The 20,516-nt window shown below is 49.7% G+C and carries 17 protein-coding genes, 1 tRNA gene and 4 pseudogenes; 7 read left to right on the top strand and 15 right to left on the bottom strand.

What is annotated here, in order from left to right:
* Window positions 1-20: 20 nt before the first annotated feature.
* The 5 genes from EOS97_RS01520 to prmB are packed head-to-tail and all read right to left on the bottom strand — an operon-like array spanning window position 21 to window position 4,259.
* Window positions 21-569 carry an elongation factor P hydroxylase gene (locus EOS97_RS01520; RefSeq protein WP_001066345.1) on the bottom strand — a complete coding sequence of 183 codons (549 nt, stop codon included), beginning with the start codon at window positions 567-569 and terminating at the stop codon, window positions 21-23.
* Window positions 569-1,378: a sulfite exporter TauE/SafE family protein gene (locus tag EOS97_RS01525; RefSeq protein ID WP_000368599.1), complete on the bottom strand. Its 810-nt coding sequence runs from the start codon at window positions 1,376-1,378 to the stop codon at window positions 569-571. Before EOS97_RS01525 ends, EOS97_RS01520 begins: the two co-directional genes overlap by 1 nt.
* Complete coding sequence (gene mepA / locus EOS97_RS01530) at window positions 1,378-2,202, bottom strand: penicillin-insensitive murein endopeptidase (RefSeq protein WP_000750429.1); 825 nt, start codon at window positions 2,200-2,202, stop codon at window positions 1,378-1,380. Before mepA ends, EOS97_RS01525 begins: the two co-directional genes overlap by 1 nt.
* 3 nt (window positions 2,203-2,205) lie before the next feature.
* Window positions 2,206-3,291 (bottom strand): chorismate synthase, encoded by a 1,086-nt coding sequence (gene aroC / locus EOS97_RS01535; protein ID WP_000918456.1) that lies wholly within the window; start codon window positions 3,289-3,291, stop codon window positions 2,206-2,208.
* 35 nt (window positions 3,292-3,326) lie between these two features.
* Window positions 3,327-4,259 (bottom strand): 50S ribosomal protein L3 N(5)-glutamine methyltransferase, encoded by a 933-nt coding sequence (gene prmB, locus EOS97_RS01540; RefSeq protein WP_001542329.1) that lies wholly within the window; start codon window positions 4,257-4,259, stop codon window positions 3,327-3,329.
* 165 nt (window positions 4,260-4,424) lie between these two features.
* Between prmB and smrB the strand changes: the two genes are divergently transcribed.
* The gene (gene smrB / locus EOS97_RS01545) at window positions 4,425-4,976 is read left to right on the top strand and encodes an endonuclease SmrB (RefSeq protein ID WP_000730794.1); all 552 of its coding nucleotides are present in this window, start codon (window positions 4,425-4,427) and stop codon (window positions 4,974-4,976) included.
* A gap of 99 nt (window positions 4,977-5,075) precedes the next feature.
* Here smrB and sixA read toward each other — a convergent pair whose 3' ends face one another.
* From sixA to EOS97_RS01565, 4 genes are all read right to left on the bottom strand, one after another.
* A complete protein-coding gene (sixA, locus tag EOS97_RS01550; protein WP_023226604.1) occupies window positions 5,076-5,561 on the bottom strand; it encodes a phosphohistidine phosphatase SixA in 486 nt (161 codons plus the stop codon).
* 208 nt (window positions 5,562-5,769) lie between these two features.
* Complete coding sequence (gene fadJ / locus EOS97_RS01555; RefSeq protein WP_023226603.1) at window positions 5,770-7,917, bottom strand: fatty acid oxidation complex subunit alpha FadJ; 2,148 nt, start codon at window positions 7,915-7,917, stop codon at window positions 5,770-5,772.
* Window positions 7,917-9,227 (bottom strand): acetyl-CoA C-acyltransferase FadI, encoded by a 1,311-nt coding sequence (gene fadI / locus EOS97_RS01560; protein WP_001248130.1) that lies wholly within the window; start codon window positions 9,225-9,227, stop codon window positions 7,917-7,919. The genes fadJ and fadI overlap by 1 nt, the downstream gene beginning before the upstream one ends.
* Window positions 9,228-9,404: 177 nt before the next feature.
* Window positions 9,405-9,689 carry a YfcZ/YiiS family protein gene (locus EOS97_RS01565; RefSeq protein ID WP_000030904.1) on the bottom strand — a complete coding sequence of 95 codons (285 nt, stop codon included), beginning with the start codon at window positions 9,687-9,689 and terminating at the stop codon, window positions 9,405-9,407.
* Window positions 9,690-10,059: 370 nt separating this feature from the next.
* On the opposite strand from EOS97_RS01565, the gene fadL reads away from it, so the two are divergent.
* Window positions 10,060-11,367: a long-chain fatty acid transporter FadL gene (gene fadL, locus EOS97_RS01570; protein ID WP_001518618.1), complete on the top strand. Its 1,308-nt coding sequence runs from the start codon at window positions 10,060-10,062 to the stop codon at window positions 11,365-11,367.
* 60 nt (window positions 11,368-11,427) lie between these two features.
* On the opposite strand, the gene mlaA is transcribed toward fadL, so the two are convergent.
* Window positions 11,428-12,183, bottom strand: a complete 756-nt coding sequence (mlaA, locus tag EOS97_RS01575) for a phospholipid-binding lipoprotein MlaA (RefSeq protein ID WP_000776787.1) — start codon at window positions 12,181-12,183, stop codon at window positions 11,428-11,430.
* A 288-nt stretch (window positions 12,184-12,471) separates the two neighbouring features.
* Between mlaA and EOS97_RS01580 the strand changes: the two genes are divergently transcribed.
* Together EOS97_RS01580 and EOS97_RS01585 are read left to right on the top strand one after the other, a co-directional pair.
* Window positions 12,472-13,413: a formate/nitrite transporter family protein gene (locus EOS97_RS01580; protein WP_001590337.1), complete on the top strand. Its 942-nt coding sequence runs from the start codon at window positions 12,472-12,474 to the stop codon at window positions 13,411-13,413.
* 75 nt (window positions 13,414-13,488) lie between these two features.
* Window positions 13,489-13,563 (top strand) — tRNA-Arg (locus tag EOS97_RS01585).
* Between the two features lie 147 nt (window positions 13,564-13,710).
* Here EOS97_RS01585 and EOS97_RS01590 read toward each other — a convergent pair.
* Window positions 13,711-14,336 (bottom strand): annotated as a pseudogene (locus EOS97_RS01590) (transposase); the annotation flags it as partial.
* Window positions 14,337-14,667: 331 nt separating this feature from the next.
* The gene (locus EOS97_RS01600) at window positions 14,668-15,372 is read right to left on the bottom strand and encodes an IS6-like element IS26 family transposase (RefSeq protein ID WP_001067855.1); all 705 of its coding nucleotides are present in this window, start codon (window positions 15,370-15,372) and stop codon (window positions 14,668-14,670) included.
* A gap of 96 nt (window positions 15,373-15,468) precedes the next feature.
* Between EOS97_RS01600 and EOS97_RS01605 the strand changes: the two genes are divergently transcribed.
* The 3 genes and pseudogenes from EOS97_RS01605 to EOS97_RS01615 all read left to right on the top strand — a co-directional run bounded on the left by EOS97_RS01605 (window position 15,469) and on the right by EOS97_RS01615 (window position 18,022).
* Complete coding sequence (locus EOS97_RS01605) at window positions 15,469-15,858, top strand: GtrA family protein (RefSeq protein ID WP_023226602.1); 390 nt, start codon at window positions 15,469-15,471, stop codon at window positions 15,856-15,858.
* A pseudogene (locus EOS97_RS01610) lies at window positions 15,827-16,045 on the top strand (glycosyltransferase); the annotation flags it as partial. The gene EOS97_RS01605 and the pseudogene EOS97_RS01610, both read left to right, overlap by 32 nt.
* Window positions 16,046-16,099: 54 nt before the next feature.
* Window positions 16,100-18,022, top strand: coding sequence for an acyltransferase family protein (locus EOS97_RS01615; RefSeq protein ID WP_127836107.1), 1,923 nt, complete (start codon window positions 16,100-16,102; stop codon window positions 18,020-18,022).
* Between the two features lie 170 nt (window positions 18,023-18,192).
* On the opposite strand, the pseudogene EOS97_RS01620 reads toward EOS97_RS01615, so the two are convergent.
* The 3 genes and pseudogenes from EOS97_RS01620 to pgtE all read right to left on the bottom strand — a co-directional run.
* Window positions 18,193-18,639 (bottom strand): annotated as a pseudogene (locus EOS97_RS01620) (transposase); the annotation flags it as partial.
* Between the two features lie 372 nt (window positions 18,640-19,011).
* Window positions 19,012-19,308, bottom strand: a pseudogene (locus EOS97_RS27015) (tail spike protein).
* A gap of 194 nt (window positions 19,309-19,502) precedes the next feature.
* The gene (pgtE, locus tag EOS97_RS01635) at window positions 19,503-20,441 is read right to left on the bottom strand and encodes an omptin family outer membrane protease PgtE (RefSeq protein ID WP_023226598.1); all 939 of its coding nucleotides are present in this window, start codon (window positions 20,439-20,441) and stop codon (window positions 19,503-19,505) included.
* Window positions 20,442-20,516: the final 75 nt, after the last annotated feature.

Consider the following 20,516-nt stretch of genomic DNA (forward strand, 5'->3'; position numbering starts at 1 on the left):
TTGTAAACGTGGCGCTGGCTTTAATTAAGCGCTTCCGGCCACGGGAACTGTTCCGCCTTAAGTTCGGGCGTGTGATAGTAATTCTGTAGCGCTTTGATGAAGCGGGCCGGACGTTCAGGAATGCCCTGCTCCAGATACGCCATTACCTGCGCATGAACCCGGCGCTGAAACGCCACGCGATCCGGCTCAATATCGCCTTCCAGATTGTCGCAACTGACGTTAAAGGGATACCCCGCCGCCACGCAAAACAACCAGTCGAAAGCCTGTGGCTTCACCTCGACGTCTTCAAATTGACTTTGGGTCTGCGCGTCGCGTCCATCCGGGCAGTACCAGTAACCAAAGTCAACCAGTTCGCGGCGCGCCTTACCGGCGATACACCAGTGAGAAATCTCATGCAGCGCGCTGGCGTAAAACCCATGCGCAAAGACGATGCGGTGGTACGGTACCTGCGCGTCAGCAGGAAGATAGATCGGTTCGTCGTCGCCTTTAATCAGACGGGTATTAAATTCTTCGGCAAAGCAGCCGTTAAAAATCTCAATTAACTGTTCGTAATGGTGCGTATTGTTCATTAATTCATCCCCAACCAGTGGAGGATCTCCTGTCCGTGGCTATCATAAAGTAACCTGGCGCTCATTACCGCCGAGACAATAACGATCATCGGTCTGATAAGTTTTTGGCCTTTGCTCAACACCAGACGCGACCCCATTCGCGCCCCTAAAAACTGACCAACCAGCATCACGAAGCCCGTCGCCCAGATCACTTTGCCGCCGATGATAAATAACAGCAGGCCGCCAACGTTGGAGGTAGCGTTAAGCACTTTGGCATGTGCCGTGGATTTCGCCAGGTTATAGCCACATAAGGTGACAAACGCCAGAGCGTAAAACGACCCGGCGGCAGGCCCGAAAAAGCCGTCGTAAAACCCGACGCATCCCCCGGCTATCAGCGCGAACGGTAATCCATACAGGCGGCGCTGGCGATCTTCCTCGCCCAGCTTCGGCATCAATAAAAAATAGAGGCCGATGAAAATCACCAGGATAGGCAAGATCTGGCGCAAAATATCCGCCTGCACGTGCTGCACCAGCAGCGCGCCGCTCATCGAGCCAATGAACGTCATCAGAATATTGAGCTTTTGCTCGGCCAGGTTTACCACTTTACGGCGAATAAAATAGAGCGAAGACGAGAGGGAGCCGCCGCACGCCTGTAATTTATTGGTCGCCAGCGCGTTTGCCGGCGACATCCCGGCGGCCATCAGCGCAGGGATAGTGAGCAGCCCTCCGCCCCCGGCGATAGAATCGATAAATCCTGCCAGTACGGCGACAAAAAACAGCACCACCAGCAGCAGCGGGGAGACCATAAACAGATCATAAAAATTGTCCATCAGAGTACATGCTCATCCAGTAGCGCCTGGCAGGAAGGCGGCAGCGGCGGCGGTGTCTTCTTCTCAGGCTTTGTGGTGCCAGGTTTTGGCGGTTCGAACCAGCTTTGCAGTTCAGCGCCGCATCCATCGCCCGGCGGGGGTAAAGGTTGATCTTCGCACTCCAGGCTGTCGGCAGGGCAGCGTAAACGCACGTGCATATGCGCGCGATGCTGGAACCAGGGGCGTACTTTACGTAGCCAGTCACGATCGCTTCCGGCATCGAGGCAAAGCTGTTGTTTAATAGCCGGATTGACGAAAATACGGGTGACGTCATTGTCTTGTGCCGCCAGTTTGATCAGGCTGGCGATATCCGACGACCAGCGCGACGGCACGACGTGTTTACCGTCGCGGGACACCAGATCTAACGCCTGCGGGCGCAATAGCTGCGCCTGGCTCCAGCGCGTTTTCGGCAACTGCAAGAAAATATCCACATCAAGCCCGGTCTGATGACTGGCGTGTCCGCCATTAAAGCGGCCTCCGGCAGGCATCCCCATGTCGCCTATCAGGACGGTTCCGAGCCCCCGTTGCTGCGCCTGATGACTCAACCGCTGGATAAACATGACCAGATCCGGGTGGCCGAAATAACGGCGCTGATCGGTGCGCATCACCTGATAATTATCGGACTGTACCGGCAACGTGTCGGCGCCGATGATACATCCGTTGGCAAAGCTACCGATAGACTGGGCGGCGCCGGGGACAGGATGGGTTATTTTCTGCCACGGCGTCGCCGCCAGGCTGGCGCTACTGACAAACCATGCCAGCAGCGCAATCGCGGTTTTTTTCATTTCTTACCAGCGTGGAATCTCTGTCTTTACATCCGCATTCTGTGCCCGATGGCGCAGCAGGTGATCCATCAGCACGATCGCCAGCATGGCTTCTGCGATCGGCACTGCGCGAATCCCCACACACGGATCGTGGCGCCCTTTGGTGATCATTTCGACTTCTTCACCCGCCCGGTTGATCGTACGTCCCGGCACGGTAATGCTGGAGGTAGGTTTCAGCGCCATATGCGCCACAATGTGTTGCCCGCTACTGATGCCACCGAGGATGCCGCCAGCGTGGTTGCTCTGAAAACCCTGCGCCGTGATTTCATCGCGATTCTGGCTGCCGCGCAGCGCCACTACGTTAAATCCTTCGCCGATCTCCACGCCTTTCACCGCATTGATGCTCATCAGCGCATGGGCGATGTCCGCATCCAGTCGGTCAAATACCGGTTCGCCAAGCCCTGCCGGCACGCCGCTCGCCATCACCGTCACTTTCGCGCCGATGGAGTCACCCTCTTTTTTCAGCGCGCGCATCAATTCGTCCAGCGCGTCAAGTTTGTCCGCATCGGGACAAAAGAACGGATTAAGCTCAACCTGACGCCAGTCTTTAATCTCCAGCGGAATATCGCCCATCTGGGTCAGGCAGCCGCGGATTTCGATGCCGAACTTTTCCGCCAGGTATTTCTTGGCGATCGCCCCTGCCGCTACGCGCATCGCGGTTTCACGCGCGGAAGAACGTCCACCGCCACGGTAATCGCGCAGGCCGTATTTCTGCTCATAGGTGTAATCCGCGTGTCCCGGACGAAAAACATCTTTAATCGCGCTGTAGTCCTGCGAGCGCTGATCGGTGTTCTCAATCAGCAGGCCAATGCTGGTGCCGGTCGTCACGCCATCAAACACGCCGGAGAGAATTTTTACCTGGTCCGGTTCGCGGCGCTGGGTAGTATAGCGCGAGGTGCCAGGGCGGCGTCTGTCGAGATCGTGCTGCAGATCGGCCTCCGTCAACGGGATGCCGGGCGGCACGCCATCGACGATACACCCAAGCGCCAGCCCGTGTGATTCGCCGAAAGTGGTTACGCGAAAGAGTTGTCCAATTGTGTTTCCTGCCATCACGGCTCCGTTATCGTTGTTGTCGTTTGCGTGTTTTAATCTTTATAAATATTGAAATGTTCACGGGCCGCGAGCAACTGCGCTTTGGTCAACATAAAGACGCCATCGCCGCCGTTGTCAAACTCCAGCCAGGTGAACGGCACATCCGGATACTGCTCCATCAGATGTACCATGCTGTTTCCGACTTCACAAATCAGAACGCCATCATCGGACAGATAATCCGGCGCATTTCCCAGGATACGACGAGTCAATTTGAGGCCGTCAGTGCCGGACGCCAGCCCCAGCTCAGGTTCGTGGCGATATTCGTTCGGCAGATCGGACATATCCTCCGCATCGACATAAGGCGGGTTAGTGACAATCAGATCGTACTGAACTTTCGGCAGATCGCGGAACAGATCGGAACGGATTGGCGTCACGTGATGGATAAGACCGTGTTCTTCAATGTTATGCTCGGCGACAGCCAGCGCATCCGGCGAAATATCGACCGCATCAACCTCTGCGTCCGGGAAAGCATAAGCACAGGCGATGGCGATGCAGCCGCTGCCGGTACACATATCCAGAATATATTTCGGCTGTTGGCTAATAAGGCCAGCGAAGTGGTTATTAATCAGCTCGCCAATCGGTGAACGCGGCACCAGCACGCGCTCATCGACATAAAATTCGTGGCCGCAGAACCAGGCTTTATTGGTCAGGTAGGCGACCGGGATACGCTCGTTAATGCGACGAATCACTCGCTCGACAATGCGGTGTTTTTCGCTGGACGTCAGCCGCGCGGTCCGCATATCCTCCGGAATATCCAGCGGCAGATAAAGAGACGGCAACACCAGTTGTACCGCTTCATCCCACGGGTTATCGGTACCGTGTCCATACCAGATATTCGCCGCGCTAAAGCGGCTTACCGCCCAGCGCAACATGTCCTGAATGGTATGCAGTTCACTTACTGCTTCATCGACGAAAATTTTATCCACGTATTCCTCCAGGGCATGCTCGCATTAAATTCGGCGGCTAGTTTGCCACGAAGACAGGGATAAATCAGCATTGACGCGGCGGGAGAATACGAAAAATCCGTTTTGACCGTTCGGATATCCTCCGGGTCGGGTAAACTAAGGCAAAAGATCAGACGAGACCCACGAATGAAAAAGAAAACATCGCTCAGCGAGGAGGACCAGGCGCTGTTCCGTCAGCTGATGGTCGGCACCCGAAAGATTAAACAGGATACTATCGTCCATCGGCCACTGCGCAAGAAAATCACGGAAGTCCCTACCCGAAGGTTAATTCAGGAACAGGCGGACGCCAGCCACTATTTTTCTGATGAGTTCCAGCCGCTGCTCAATACGGAAGGGCCGGTAAAGTATGTCCGTGAAGATGTCAGCCATTTCGAGCTAAAAAAAATGCGCCGCGGCGACTATTCGCCAGAACTGTTTCTGGATTTACACGGCTTAACGCAGCTTCAGGCCAAGCAGGAACTGGGGGCGCTGATTGCCGCCTGCCGTCGGGAACATATTTTTTGCGCCTGCGTCATGCATGGACACGGTAAACATATTCTGAAACAGCAAACGCCGTTATGGCTGGCGCAGCATCCGCATGTGATGGCCTTTCACCAGGCGCCGAAAGAGTACGGCGGCGACGCCGCGCTGCTGGTGTTGATTGAAGTGGAAGAGTGGCAACCGCCCGAATTACCCTGATGCGGAATTGCCGGATGGCGGCGCAAGCGCCTTATCCAGCCTACGAACAGCCAGCGCTGTCGTAGGCCTGATAAGCGAAGCGCCATCAGGCAGCAAAGATTAAATCGCTTTCGCCATTTTCAGATTGCAGGGACTCATTTGCCAGTTGAATGTCCCCTTGCCGCTTTCATCAAGCGTAACGTTGGCAATTGCGGACGTCGTGAACATCGGCGGCGTTTCGCCCGGACAAAGCTCAGATACCAGGTATCCGACCAGAGGTAAGTGAGAGATCACCAGCACCGATCCGACCTCTTCATTGGCCAGCGCCTGAAGGTAAGCGCTAACCAGACCGACATCGCCACAGGGCGTTAGCTCCGGCAGGACATCCACCTGAGCCGGCAGATTCATACAATCGCCGACCACATCTAACGTCTGTTCGGCCCGAAGAAACGGACTCACCAGAACACGTTCGATATCCACTTTTTGACCTTTCAGCCAGTTCGCCATCAGGCGAGACTCGTCACACCCACAAGAGGTCAAGGGACGAACCGAATCACTGGCGGCATCGAGGGCTGCGTCGCCGTGACGCATGATAAAAACTTGCATATTGCACCGCTTTTGTTAACCAGTTTCACCAACACGCTTACCACATGCCCCTATTGGCTGCGGCAAAAATGCGGTGGCCGGCATTGTGCCTTATCCATTCACCGAATGAAACGCTGTTTTTTACCTCAATGGCGTAAGTATAGTCAATCCTTGATTATTATTTCGCCACTAAGGAGGCATTCAGTGCGGATTCATATTCTCTTTGACCTCAATTTCCCTGGTCAGTTTCCCCATTCGTCCAGAAATGCTCCCTGCGCTCCGCCATGCGCACTAATTGTTCACAAGGCGCGTAACGAGGACCGTAAAGTGCCACCAGGCGCTGTAATGTCGCCACCATTTCACCCGGCCCGAGAGCATCCATATAGCGGAACGGGCCACCGAGAAACGGCGGAAAACCGATACCAAACACGGCGCCAATATCGCCATCGCGCGCGCTGCGAATCACTTTTTCGTCGAAACAGCGCGCCGCTTCGTTAAGCATTAACATGACACAGCGCTCTGCCACCTGCTGCGCAGACAGTCGACTCTGCCCTTGCACGCCAATAAGCTTATAAATAGCAGGGTCAACCTGTTTTTTGCTTTTACGCCCTTTTTCGCCATAAAGATAGAAACCGCGACCATTTTTTCTACCTTTGCGATCGTCATTCAAAATTGAAGCGACAACATTTGCAGGCGCGCTAAAACGTTCTCCATACGCCGCCTCAAGCACAGGAATAATTTTAGTGCCCGTGTCGATTCCTACCTCATCCAAAAGTTGGATTGGCCCCACCGGAAAACCAAATTTTACCAGGGCGGCGTCAATATGTTCGACGCGTTCGCCTTCAGTCAGCATCCGAATCGCCTCATTGATATATGGCGCAAGAATTCGGTTAACATAAAACCCGGCTTTATCACTGACGACTATCGGGGTTTTACCCTGTTTTTTCGCCAGCTTAACGGTCGTGGCGATGGTCTGCGCGGAAGTAGACGCGTGAGGAATGACCTCAACCAGCGGCATTTTTTCGACCGGGCTAAAAAAGTGCAATCCAATCACCTGTTCCGGTCTGGCCGCATTCGCCGCAATATCGCCAATCGGCAGGGAAGAAGTATTGGAGGCAAAAATGGTGTGAGCAGCGCAATTTTGCTCCACTTCCGCCACCATCTGTTGTTTTAACGGCAGATCTTCAAACACCGCTTCAATGACCAGATCACGATGACTGAAACCACGGTAATCGGTCGAACCTGATATCAATGCCAACTGTTTATCGCGTTCGCTGGCTTTGATATGGCGGCGGCGTACTTTTGTTTCAAGCAGATCCCAGCTGTACTTCAGAGCATGATTGATTCCCTGAGTATTTATATCCTTAATTCGTACTGGCAAGCCGCCTTTACAGGCCGTAACCCAGGCGATACCGCCGCCCATTAACCCGCCGCCTAAGATGCCCACGCTGTTCAGCGGGCCGGGCGGCGCATCACTACCGGGATCTTTTTTCACCTCGGTACTGGCAAAGAAAATAGCGCGCAGCGCCTGCGATTGCGGCGTCATCGCCAGCTCGCCGAAAGCGCGCGCTTCCGCGTCATAGCCGCTACTGCTGCCCTGCGCCAGTCCGGTTTCAATCACATCAATGATCCGCTCCGTCGCCGGATAATTACCCTGCGTTTTTTGCGCCGTCTTTTTACGCACCAGGCGAAATAACAGCGCGCCCCCCAGCGGCCCCGCCAGGATACGTTCACGGACCGGTAAAGTCCGCTGCGCCAGGCGTTCTTTTTTAGCCAGCTCGACAGCCGCTTCCAGTAAAATAGTTTGCGGCACCACATCATCAACCAGCCCGGCTTTAAGCGCCTGTCTGGCGCGAAGCTGTTTACCTGTCAGGATCATATCCAGCGCGGTACTGACCCCCACCAGCCGCGGAAGACGCTGCGTTCCGCCCGATCCCGGTAAAAGCCCTAACTGTACCTCCGGCAGTCCGAGAACGGTTTTAACGTCATCGGTACAGATACGCCGATGGCAGGCCAGCGCCATTTCAAGGCCGCCCCCCAGACAGGCGCCATGAATGGCAGCGATAACCGGAACAGGCAACGCCTGAATCTCCGCCATCAGTTGTTGCCCCTGACGCGCCAGCGTTTCCGCTTCCTGCGCGTTTTGGCAGTGACCTATCATGTTGATATCAGCGCCAGCAATAAAGTTATCTGCTTTGGCTGAGATAAAAACAACGCCCTGCAACGCTTTATTTTCCCGGATCTGCTTCAGGATGGCGCGTACCTGCGCGGCAAACTCCGCTTTCAGGGTGTTCACCTTTTCTCCAGGGACATCAATAGCGACAACCGCGACATTATCCAGACGCACGTTAAGCATAAAAGCAGATGTGGTAGTCATTATTCCGCCTCCAGAACCATCGCCGCGCCAAGACCGCCAGCTGCGCAGGCCGTGACCAGGCCAAAACCTCCGCCCCGACGCCGTAATTCATGCAACGTTTGGGTTATCATCCGCGCGCCCGTTGCGGCAAAAGGATGCCCGTAGGCGATTGAGCCGCCGAGCACGTTGAATTTAGCGTCATCCACCTCCCCTGTCGCCTGCGCACGACCAAGCACCTCACGGGCAAATCGTTCGCTGCCCAGCAGTTGTAAGTTCGCCAGAGTCTGAGCGGCAAACGCTTCATGCATGTCAAAAAGCGTCAGATCGGCCATCGTCAACCCGGCCCGCTCCAGCGCCAGCGGCGTTGACCAGGCCGGCCCCAATAGCATGTCCTGCCAGACATCAATAGCGGTAAAGGCGTAGCTGCGCAGATAACCAAGCGGGTGCAGCCCCAGCTCTTTAGCGCGGGATTCGGTCATCAGAATAACGGCGGCAGCGCCGTCGGTCAGCGGTGTACTATTGGCGGCGGTCACGGAGCCATGTTTTCTGTCAAAAGCGGGACGCAGTTTAGCGTAGTCCGCCAGCGTGGAGGTGCCGCGAATGTTGTTGTCTTCTGCAAAGGGGTTTTTATACGGCGGCACATAGGTCGTCATCACTTCTTCCGCCAGTTTGCCCTCCGCCCATGCCTGCGCGGCGCGCTGATGTGAACGATGCGCCAGCGCGTCCTGCTGTTCACGCGTAATACCATACGTTTTCGCCATCTGTTCGGCGGTATCGCCCATGCGCAGACCGGTGGAATACTCAGCAACGGCGGGAGGAACGGGCAACAGGTCGCGTAAGCGCAGACGAGAAAAAAGCGTCAGCCGTTGGCGGGTCGTCCGGGCTTTATTGACATCAACCAGTACCCGCGCCAGGGCTTTACTCACGCCTATTGGCAGTACCGACGACGAATCTGCGCCGCCAGCGATACCCGCGCGTATCGTGCCGGCCATCAGGCTTTCCGCCACATTCGCTACCGCCTGAAAACTGGTGGCGCAGGCGCGGCTTACGCTATAGGCATCGGTATGAACATTCATTCCCGTACCCAGCACAATTTCGCGCGCAATGTTGGGCGCTTCCGGCATTTGTACTACCTGACCAAAAACCAGTTGCTCAATGGCATCGGCTGGAATTTCACTGCGCGCCAGCAGCTCGCCTACCACCATCTTGCCGAGATCAACAGCGGGAATACCATGAAATGCAGTGGCCTGACGAGCGAAGGGGGTTCGTAACCCACTGACAATAGCAATGCGATCGCCCTGACGGGTGACCAACGGTAAAGCCTGACGCATAGTACTCCCCTGTAAAAAAATAAATTAGTGGTCTGACCTGATCACAGTCTTAACCAATTTTTTACATTTAGCCAAGCAGAGAGAAAAGAAAGTGGGAGCTAAGGCACAGTGAAGGGAAGCGACAAAAAAAGAAAACGCCTCCGCCAGATGATGACGGAGGCGTCGTGAATGAACGGATTAACGCAGGCCGAGCTGGAAGATCAGCGTTTCTGCTTCGCAGGCGAAAACAAAATCAATATCCAGACGAACGCCTTCGGATTCCTCGGTAAAGGTTGGCGTAATTTGGCAAGGTTCAGACTCCACGCTACGCGCTTTTTCGGTTAACGCCGCCAGCGTCTCTTCAGCCTCTGCGCGGGTAGCGAATACGCGGCTGTATGACGCGGTGCAATCGGAGTTGTCCATGATGGTTCCAACGTCCATACAGCAGCAAACCGGGGTTTCATCAGCACTGCATTTACTCATTGTAGATTTCCTCTGTATTTGCACCCAGGGTGCCAGATAAACGATGGGGATATTTTACGCTCCCGGCATTCGCCTCTCCAGTCGTTAATGGTGGGAAACGCGTTAAGTGACCGAAATCACACTTAAAAATGATCTAAAACAAAAATCGCGCGATCGGGAGACCGTTAAGCCCGCCGATTTTGCCAGCCAGATCTCGTTTCTAAGATCACAATTGAAAAAACTTATAAACATACTTGCAACATTCTAGCTGGTCAGACCTATACTCTCGCCACTGGTCTGATTTCTAAGTCGTACCGCAGACCCTACACTTCGCGCTCCTGTTACAGCATGTAACATAGTTTGTATAAAAATAATCAATGAGGTTATGGTCATGAGCCAGAAAACCCTGTTTACAAAGTCTGCTCTCGCAGTCGCAGTGGCAATCATCTCCACCCAGGCCTGGTCTGCAGGCTTTCAGTTAAACGAATTTTCTTCCTCTGGCCTTGGCCGGGCCTATTCGGGTGAAGGCGCAATCGCAGATGATGCGGGTAACGTTAGCCGCAACCCGGCGTTAATTACCATGTTTGACCGCCCGACGTTTTCAGCGGGCGCGGTTTATATTGATCCTGATGTTAATATTAGCGGGACATCGCCATCTCGTCGGACGTTAGATGCGGATAACATCGCGCCGACGGCCTGGGTGCCGAACGTCCATTTTGTCGCCCCGATTAACGATCAGTTTGGCTGGGGGGCTTCTATTACCTCTAACTATGGTCTGGCGACAGAGTTTAACGACACATACGCCGGCGGCTCGGTTGGCGGTACGACCGATCTTGAAACCATGAACCTGAATTTAAGCGGCGCTTATCGCTTAAATGAGGCCTGGAGCTTCGGCCTCGGCTTTGATGCGGTATACGCGCGTGCAAAAATCGAACGTTTTGCGGGCGATTTAGGCCAGTTGGTCGCGGCACAGAATCCGGCGCTGGCGCCGGTCGCGGGTCAGATTCCCAGCGACACCAAGATTGCCCACCTGAACGGTAATCAGTGGGGCTTTGGCTGGAATGCCGGTATCCTTTATGAACTGGATAAAAATAACCGCTACGCGCTGACCTACCGCTCGGAAGTCAAAATTGACTTTAAAGGCAACTACAGTAGCGATCTTCCCATCGCTATAAACCGCTTTAACCTGCCTATCCCAACGGCAACCGGCGGCGCGACGCAGTCAGGCTACCTGACGCTGAATCTGCCGGAAATGTGGGAAGTGTCCGGTTATAACCGTGTGGCGCCACAGTGGGCCATCCACTATAGCCTGGCCTATACCAGCTGGAGCCAGTTCCAGGAATTGAAGGCAAAATCGACCGCTGGCGATACGCTCTTTGAGAAGCATGAAGGCTTTAAAGACGCTTATCGCATTGCGTTGGGCACCACCTATTACTACGATGACAACTGGACGTTCCGTACCGGTATCGCCTTCGATGACAGCCCGGTACCAGCGCAAAACCGTTCTATCTCTATTCCGGACCAGGACCGTTTCTGGCTGAGCGCCGGTACGACTTACGCCTTTAATAAAGATGCGTCTGTCGACGTTGGCGTCTCTTATATGCATGGTCAGAGCGTGAAAATTAATGAAGGCCCTTATCAGTTTGAATCTGAAGGGAAAGCCTGGCTGTTCGGTACTAACTTTAACTACGCGTTCTAATCTCTTTCTGAGACGGAACAAAAAGGTGAGCATTGCGCTCACCTTTTTATTTACTGCCGTTTATTCCGAGTCGATCTCTTTGAGTTCGTCCTGAATCGCCTGCGCGTTCGGGTTTTCCTGCGGCTTGAGTTTTCCGCCATTGGCGATAAAGTCATGACGCTGGAAGTACGCCTCGCGCACCATAATATAAGGATCGGAAGACTGGCGCAGCAAACCATCGGAGTCCAGCAACTGCGCGCGGGTTTCTATCCCTTCGATAGTCCATTTTCCTATGGACATTGGCCAGGTCAACCACGAGAGCACCGGATACAAGGTATCCGCCATATCCCCGCCATCTTCACGCAGCGTGAAGCTGCCGTAGAACGGAAGTTGCATATAAGGCCCATACCCCACGCCATAATGGCCCAGCGTACTGCCAAAGCGATGCGGTTCAACGCGCTGCAGCTTAGGATTCGCCATTCCCGCGACGTCAATAAAGCCGCCCATCCCTAATAAGGTGTTCAGGAAGAAACGGGTGAAATGCACCATACCCTGATAAGGATCGCCCTGCAGGAAATAGTTCACCATGATCGCCGGTTCTTCGAGGTTGCCGGTGAAATTACTTAAACCGTTACGCGCAGGCTGTGGAACATAATCACGCCAGGCGACCGCGACCGGCCGAACAACATACGGGTCCAGCACATTAAAGTTGAAGTTGTACATGGTGCGGTTAAACCCTTCAAATGGGTCTGAACGCCCCTGCTGTTCTGTACCGGAACTCGCACACCCGACCAGCAGTGTGGTTCCCAGCGCCAGCGCCGACAGGCGAAGCTTCATAGATGTCTCCCTGTGAATTATGGCTATCGCTGATTGCCATCCATGACGGAACGCTACCGTATCCGCCTGTTTAGGTGTGAGCGATTTTAACAGCACGTCAAACGATGTCTATATGCGCGATCTCATTGCTTTGAGCATAGCCTGGTAACGCAACAACGTGACGGCCCTATTCTAACGAAACAGATAAAAACGAGCGTGATCATTTTTATTTTTTCGGAGAATGCCCCGGCCTGGGTAAATGAAAAACCGCTACGCTTTATTAATATGTGTTAATCAGCAGGGATCATCATGGATAGCCTTAACGACGATAAAATTAACCGGCACAGCAGTGACCTGGAAGTTGAAAGCGAAGAAAAACAAAGCGGTAAAGAGATTGAAGTGGATGAAAATCGTCTTCCTTCCCGCGCCATGGCGATTCATGAACATATTCGCCAGGATGGTGAAAAAGAGATGGAACGCGATGCGATGGCTTTGCTCTGGTCAGCCATTGCCGCAGGACTTTCTATGGGGGCATCACTCCTGGCGAAAGGGATTTTTCACGTGCAGCTTGAAGGCGTTCCCGGCGGCTTTTTACTGGAAAATCTCGGCTATACCTTTGGTTTTATCATTGTCATCATGGCCCGCCAGCAATTATTTACTGAAAATACCGTTACCGCCGTATTGCCGGTAATGCAAAATCCCACTCTGAGTAACGTTGGCCTGCTGATGCGCTTATGGGGCGTAGTCTTATTGGGCAACCTTATTGGCACCGGGGTTGCGGCGTGGGCATTTGAATATATGCCTATATTTGATGAAGAGACCCGCGACGCCTTTGTCAAAATTGGTATGGAGGTCATGAAAAATAGCCCAACGGAGATGTTTGCCAACGCGATTATCTCTGGCTGGATCATCGCCACAATGGTATGGATGTTTCCTGCAGCAGGCGGGGCAAAGATTGTGGTCATTATTTTGATGACCTGGCTTATCGCGCTGGGCGATACCACCCATATTGTCGTCGGTTCCGTTGAAATTTTGTATTTGGTTTTCAACGGCACGCTGCCCTGGAGCGACTTTCTCTGGCCCTTCGCCCTTCCCACACTTGCCGGAAATATCTGCGGCGGCACTTTTATTTTCGCATTAATGAGCCACGCGCAGATCCGCAACGATATGAGCAATAAACGTAAGGAAGAAGCGAGGCTACGCGGCGAGCGCCTGGAACGGGAGCGGAAAAAAGCGGAAAAACAGCGCTGAGTGGCGACGGTTTAACCAGTCAGGCGGCGCTACACTTACTCCGGCGAATAAAAAACGCTATACTGGCGCCGCGTTGTCCCCTTAGTTAAATGGATATAACGAGCCCCTCCTAAGGGCTAGTTGCAGGTTCGATTCCTGCAGGGGACACCATGACCTCTTTTACCCACCTCTCACAAATCTCAGCAAACCCACACCACACAAGGCGTTGCAGCGTCTTTGATGTCTTATGATTTCCAGCGAATAGTGCCTATAAACATAACGAAAAACATCCCTTTAAAGTACCCTCTCGCTGTTAGAACTTAACCAAAAGTTAGCACCTTCACTTTCCGACAGATATAGGCCCAGAACTTCTTTTTTGCCTTCCAGATTCAGTGCCAGAACGGTATAAACCGCCTTGCTCTGATAACGGCCATCCTCACGGTTTTTATAATGAATAGCGTCTAGCCAGACGACGGGATAAATCTTCTCCAGCGGGCGCTGTTGCCACTGTTTTAGTTCAGGGAGGACTTTATCGGTACTGCACTGACGGTGGCGGTTGAAACGCTGAAGGCATCAAGATCTTCACTCTCCCGGCCGATGTCCTGATAACTCATCTCCAGCGCAAACAGTCGAATGATATTGCGCTCGATCTCGTCGTACAGGGGGGTCCGAAGCTTCTTCACCAGTTATGGCTCAAAAGTGCCGTTACGATTGCGCGGAGTTGCCAGTTCAAAACTGCCTGTTGGGGCTTTAATGGCTTTTTGCCGGAACCATTTTTACGGTTTGCCTCAACATCCTGAGCCAGATGGGAGTCAAGTTCAGCAGACAGGGTAGACTCGGTTAAATACTTGATTAATGGCGTTAAGATGCCATCTTTGCCCGTTAATGCCTGGCCGGACCTGAAGGGCTTTAAGTGCTTTGTCGAAATCGAAGGGGTGGGACATGCGCCATTCTTTTTATTTTATGTTACTAAAATTATACAGAATTTTTAACGCTCCCCCTCTCCCCAGCACTTCCACCCTTTCAAGTACCTCTCCCTGAAAAAACATGCAAAGCCTTGTAAGACGATGCAAAGCTTTACATGTCCCGTTTTTATTCCAAGACGTTTGGAAATCAGCAATACCAATTGATCGATAACATCGATCAATATATCAAAACTCAATAGCTTAAAACTATTAAAAATACAATTATTGATCGCTTATATCGATCAAAGCAATTTGTAGGGCACTGTTGCAAAGTTAGCGATGAGGCAGCCTTTTGTCTTATTCAAAGGCCTTACATTTCAAAAACTCTGCTTACCAGGCGCATTTCGCCCAGGGGATCACCATAATAAAATGCTGAGGCCTGGCCTTTGCGTAGTGCACGCATCACCTCAATACCTTTGATGGTGGCGTAAGCCGTCTTCATGGATTTAAATCCCAGCGTGGCGCCGATTATCCGTTTCAGTTTGCCATGATCGCATTCAATCACGTTGTTCCGGTACTTAATCTGTCGGTGTTCAACGTCAGACGGGCACCGGCCTTCGCGTTTGAGCAGAGCAAGCGCGCGACCATAGGCGGGCGCTTTATCCGTGTTGATGAATCGCGGGATCTGCCACTTCTTCACGTTGTTGAGGATTTTACCCAGAAACCGGTATGCAGCTTTGCTGTTACGACGGGAGGAGAGATAAAAATCGACAGTGCGGCCCCGGCTGTCGACGGCCCGGTACAGATACGCCCAGCGGCCATTGACCTTCACGTAGGTTTCATCCATGTGCCACGGGCAAAGATCGGAAGGGTTACGCCAGTACCAGCGCAGCCGTTTTTCCATTTCAGGCGCATAACGCTGAACCCAGCGGTAAATCGTGGAGTGATCGACATTCACTCCGCGTTCAGCCAGCATCTCCTGCAGCTCACGGTAACTGATGCCGTATTTGCAGTACCAGCGTACGGCCCACAGAATGATGTCACGCTGAAAATGCCGGCCTTTGAATGGGTTCATGTGCAGCTCCATCAGCAAAAGGGGATGATAAGTTTATCACCACCGACTATTTGCAACAGTGCCCTCCAGACCTTTCCGAATCCGCTGATTTTCATAATGTTGAAGTTATTCGCTAAGTACACATCGATCGGTGTTCTTAACACGCTTATTCATTGGGGCGTATTTGCTTTTTGTGTGTATGGGATGCATACGCATCAGGCGTTGGCGAACTTTTCCGGTTTTGTTATCGCCGTATCGTTCAGCTTCTATGCCAATGCGCGCTTCACCTTTAACGCCAGCACCACCACGCTTCGCTACATGATGTACGTGGGATTTATGGGAACACTGAGCGCTGTTGTTGGATGGATGGCTGACCAATGTTCTTTGCCACCATTGGTTACCCTCATCACTTTCTCGGCAATTAGCCTGGTATGCGGCTTTATCTATTCCAGATTCATTATCTTCAGGGATAAAAATGAAAATCTCTCTTGTCGTCCTGGTTTTTAACGAAGAAGACACGATACCGATTTTCTATAGAACGGTACATGAGTTTAATGAACTTGAAAAATATAAAGTTGAGATTATTTTTATTAATGACGGAAGTAAAGATGTGACGGAGTCAATAATTAAAATAATAGCCGTATCTGATCCACTCGTCATTCCGTTTTCGTTTACACGAAACTTCGGAAATGATGCAAGATGCACAACCATTTTATTAATCTTTTTTTTAAAATTGAGGTAATTTAAGTTGGAACACTTAAAATACAGACCTGATATAGATGGATTACGCGCAATAGCGGTTTTATCTGTGGTAATATTCCATTATTTCCCATCATTATTGCCGGGTGGGTTTGTTGGAGTAGATATATTCTTTGTGATATCTGGATACCTTATAACATCAATAATATTAAAATCTGCATCAAACAAATCATTTTCATACCTTGATTTCTATAAAAGGAGAGTGCTTAGAATATTTCCAGCATTATCCATAGTTCTTGTATCATGTCTTATTGTTGGTTGGGTTTATTTATTCCAGGATGATTACAAATTACTTGGTAAGCATGTTTTTAGTGGCTCATTCTTTATATCAAACTTTACTCTTTGGAGTGAGTCTGGATATTTTGATTCAAAGTCATACCTTAAACCTTTACTACATTTGTGGTCACTGGGAATTGAAGAGCAATTTTATATAATATGGCCAGTAGTTATATTGCTATGCTTTAGAAGCAAAAACCATAACAGAAACATAGTATTATCATGCGCAACTATATTTATAATTAGCTATGCGATTAGCATTTTTACAATGGCATCTGATGGCGGAGCTAATTACTACTCTCCCGCATCAAGATTTTGGGAGTTAATGGCTGGAGCGATTATATCCACATTGAGATTTATAGGAATAAACACTTCGTTATCAAAATTAATGTCCCTGTTAGGAATTATACTAATCGCATTATCAATAACCATGATAGATGAAAAGATGTCATTTCCTGGATATATAGCAATAATCCCAGTACTTGGCGCCTCTCTTATAATAGCATCTAATGGTAATGATTTGGTTGTGTCGAAATTGCTTAGTGTTAGGCCTGTTGTTTTCTTTGGTCTTATTAGCTATCCTCTTTATTTGTGGCATTGGCCTATTTATTCATTCTATCGTTCAATATTTGCTGGTTCATCAGACTACCATGAATTAACTCTTCTTTTATTATTATCGTTCTTTTTGGCGATATTAACTTATTATTTAATTGAAAAACCACTGAGAAATTCCAGAAGTAAATATATCACAGCAATATTATTAGCATTATCTGTATTTGGGACGGGTTTAATTGGCGCATTTATTTTTCATATAAATGGAGTTAAAGACAGGGAAATCAATAAATCAGCAGGTGAATATGCTTCTGTTACTGACGTGTACAATTATTATAAATATGGAGAACTACTCCGTGGAGGGATATGTCACTCAGTACAACTTACTGCTGCCATATCCAATGGATGTATAAAAAATGGCAAGCATAATATATTTATCATTGGTGATTCTTATGCGGCGGCTCTTTTCAATGGGCTTTCTCATTATATAGATAATAAAGGTTCTGATTATATAATAAGCCAAATGACAGATGGTAATGCTCCTCCTCTATTTGTTGACGGTAAAGATGATTTACAGAGAAGTGTCATCACTCTAAACAATAATAGAATTAATGAAATTAAACGTGTTCAGCCTGAGGTGGTTCTGCTGACATGGTCAGTTCGAGGAACAAATGGAGTACATGATAAAAAGTTAGCAATTGATGCGTTATCATTAACCATTAAAAAAATTAAAGAGGCATCCCCTGACTCAAGGATTATTTTCATTGGACCAGTCCCGGAATGGAATGCAAATTTAGTTAAAATAATATCTAACTACCTGAGTGAGTTTAAAAAAACTCCACCATTGTATATGACATATGGATTAAATAGTGAAATAAGCGAGTGGGACTCTTACTTTAGTAACAATGTTCCAAAAATGGGAATTGAATATATATCAGCATACAAAGCATTATGTAACGAAAGTGGATGTCTTACAAGAGTTGGTAATGGTCCTGATTTTATCACTGCCGTTGATTGGGGACATTTAACAAAGCCTGGTTCTGATTTCCTTTTTAATAAAATTGGAAATAAAATAATCAAATAGATAGGCTGTTACTATTACATATAAATCCAATATGGAACATGCCAGTCATACTGTGTAACTGCCACTATATTAACGGTGATCGCTCAGGCGGTCACCGAACTCGATAATAAAGCGAATCATTGCCAGCGACCAGTCCTGGATCGGCATACTCCATTTTTTGACGTCCCTTTGACCAACTCTTTTACTGCGGCGGTGATCTTAAGTATCAGCATGGGCGACACATCAGCGTCGTACATCTCTTTGAAGGTGGCGATGATTTCGCGGGTAGTCATGTCATGCCTTTGGCATAAAGGGATAAATCTGACTTTCCATCTCGTAATACGCGTCTGATGCTCCTTAATCAGCTACAGTTCAAAGGTATTTTCACGGTCACGCAGCATGTTCAGCACTATCTCGCCGCCATCATACAGCACCGTTTTTAATGAGTAGCCATTGTGGGAGTTTGAGCTCGTTTTAGGAGCATTTTTCTCATGCCCGAGATGGTCAGCCAGCTCAGCATTGAGCGCCGTTTCGACGGTTAATTTCGTCAGCATATGGAAAAACTGACTGAGGTCGGCTTCAGTTTTAAGACCTTTAGCCAGTTCAGCCGCAAGAGCTGTGAGTTTCTTTTCGTCCATAATTGCCTTTCTTCTTTGCTGGAGTGAATATATAATAATCAGATAATTACATAATTTTTAATTACAATATCCCAATACTTATATTATACCCCCATATTCATTACACGTTCAAAGTGTTGTTAACGTTAATCTAACTAATTATCCATTAGGTATTTCCCCTAAAGACCTTAACGAAGCCGAATTATTTTTGCATGTGACACAAAACATGAGTAATCTTTTATAAATTTATCTGACACGATATTAGGACTAATGACATCTCAGCTACCATACAATCTTTATAGTTAACTGTTGAGGATGCGGGGTCTGACAGATTACCAGATGGTGTTTGTTTTATGTCAATGAGTCTCAAACCATTAATAATGCAACCACTTTCTACAAACAATTAGTTAGTGTTAAAGTTTTAGTATCGATTACAGAAATATATGTGAATGCCTTCCCATATGTGTACCATAGACCACCAGACCCTGCGCAATCTTGCATAAGAATGTTCGATACATAACTTCCCCAGCCATCCATACCAAGACCAACACTCTATGAACCAATGGCAACGAGACCATCGACTAAATGATTTGTTGGTAGTTGGTGTACCGGATATTCTGATAGCGAATAGTCGCCTGGTCTATCTTTTTCATTTCCGATATCTGCCCAAAGGTTGAAGCAGTCCCACAAAGAGTATATGGAAAGTAACTTTCTGAATTGAAGTTTATAACATCTGGATGAGGTCCCCCTCTACTGTTCCTTGCCACATCTTAACGCCAAACTCGCCAGATCTATATGAGGTAAACACAATATCACCGGACATGCCATACGTTCAGCAAAAAGTCGTCATCGGCCGGTTATGACCGATGACATCCTGATGTGGTCTAGAAGCGGTACTGCAACCCCGCGGTAACCGTATAGTTATTATTAGCTATACCTGCGGCATCGCCACCAAAATACGCCGTATCACCGCTGGTTTTATCTATGATTTGCGTACCGCCCTTACCTTCTTCATATTTACTGTAAGCGAACTCAGCAAAGATTTTTGCATTATTGGTAATATAATATCCGGCGTCAATAGAAGCGCCATAATATCGTGAATTTTCCGTTTTTTCACGGAAGGTAAGTTTGCGCATGTAGTGTTCGTCATTATCATGCGCATTTACCCAGTCGCTGTATTTAAACAGTACATTACACTCAAAGTCATTAATACGATAATCACCCGCCAGCCCGATATAGGGCATTTCGAAACGCTGGCTATAACCTATGCCGCGCACGCCATGAGGAAAATTACCAATATATCGACCATTATCATAAATATAAGACCCGCCTCTTGCCGTCCAGCTAAAACGGGTTTCCTGATAGCCCGCTGTCACGCCCGCCTTGTAGTTATCGCCCTGCAATAACCAACCTTTCACATTCAAATCGTATTCATTAGCATAGTTGGCGCTGGTGTCCGGATGAATTGAACGATCGGTCCAGCCTGGCTGCTCACTGCTCATCCAGTCATGGTCAACCATATGACCCGATCCCGACGCCAAAGACGTCCAGCCGCGGGCGTCCAGCGTCATGAACGAATAGGGTTCCCATGATAAATCCCCCTGTAACGTGGCGACATTTTTTATTTTCCAGTCCAGTTGACTCAGCTTCCGCCCGGTGTCGGTATCATAAACCAGCTCCCTGGATTTACCATTTAACACACCCACAGAAAGGGATGTCGTGACGCTATCAGGAGAGACGTCCGGAATAAATAAGGTAGACTCCGCATAAACCGACTCAGAAAATACGGCGATCATCATTACTGCAATAGCATGTTTTTTCATTTCTCTTGTCCTCATATTCAGATGTAATCTGGAGAGGTGATGAAGTTTTCATCTTGTCAAATCGTCGGACAAGAG

It is taken from the genome of Salmonella sp. SSDFZ54, from assembly GCF_004010735.1.
GTDB lineage: Bacteria > Pseudomonadota > Gammaproteobacteria > Enterobacterales > Enterobacteriaceae > Salmonella > Salmonella enterica.

Bases quoted from the DNA above. Each gene is read 5' to 3' on its own strand.
- EOS97_RS01525 (WP_000368599.1), bottom strand. From the start codon at position 1,378: ATGGACAATTTTTATGATCTGTTTATGGTCTCCCCGCTGCTGCTGGTG.
- EOS97_RS01520 (WP_001066345.1), bottom strand. From the start codon at position 569: ATGAACAATACGCACCATTACGAACAGTTAATTGAGATTTTTAACGGC.
- smrB (WP_000730794.1), top strand. From the start codon at position 4,425: ATGAAAAAGAAAACATCGCTCAGCGAGGAGGACCAGGCGCTGTTCCGT.
- sixA (WP_023226604.1), bottom strand. From the start codon at position 5,561: ATGCAAGTTTTTATCATGCGTCACGGCGACGCAGCCCTCGATGCCGCC.
- aroC (WP_000918456.1), bottom strand. From the start codon at position 3,291: ATGGCAGGAAACACAATTGGACAACTCTTTCGCGTAACCACTTTCGGC.
- fadI (WP_001248130.1), bottom strand. From the start codon at position 9,227: ATGCGTCAGGCTTTACCGTTGGTCACCCGTCAGGGCGATCGCATTGCT.
- EOS97_RS01565 (WP_000030904.1), bottom strand. From the start codon at position 9,689: ATGAGTAAATGCAGTGCTGATGAAACCCCGGTTTGCTGCTGTATGGAC.
- EOS97_RS01605 (WP_023226602.1), top strand. From the start codon at position 15,469: ATGTTGAAGTTATTCGCTAAGTACACATCGATCGGTGTTCTTAACACG.
- fadJ (WP_023226603.1), bottom strand. From the start codon at position 7,917: ATGACTACCACATCTGCTTTTATGCTTAACGTGCGTCTGGATAATGTC.
- pgtE (WP_023226598.1), bottom strand. From the start codon at position 20,441: ATGAAAAAACATGCTATTGCAGTAATGATGATCGCCGTATTTTCTGAG.
- EOS97_RS01580 (WP_001590337.1), top strand. From the start codon at position 12,472: ATGGATAGCCTTAACGACGATAAAATTAACCGGCACAGCAGTGACCTG.
- EOS97_RS01600 (WP_001067855.1), bottom strand. From the start codon at position 15,372: ATGAACCCATTCAAAGGCCGGCATTTTCAGCGTGACATCATTCTGTGG.
- fadL (WP_001518618.1), top strand. From the start codon at position 10,060: ATGAGCCAGAAAACCCTGTTTACAAAGTCTGCTCTCGCAGTCGCAGTG.
- mepA (WP_000750429.1), bottom strand. From the start codon at position 2,202: ATGAAAAAAACCGCGATTGCGCTGCTGGCATGGTTTGTCAGTAGCGCC.
- mlaA (WP_000776787.1), bottom strand. From the start codon at position 12,183: ATGAAGCTTCGCCTGTCGGCGCTGGCGCTGGGAACCACACTGCTGGTC.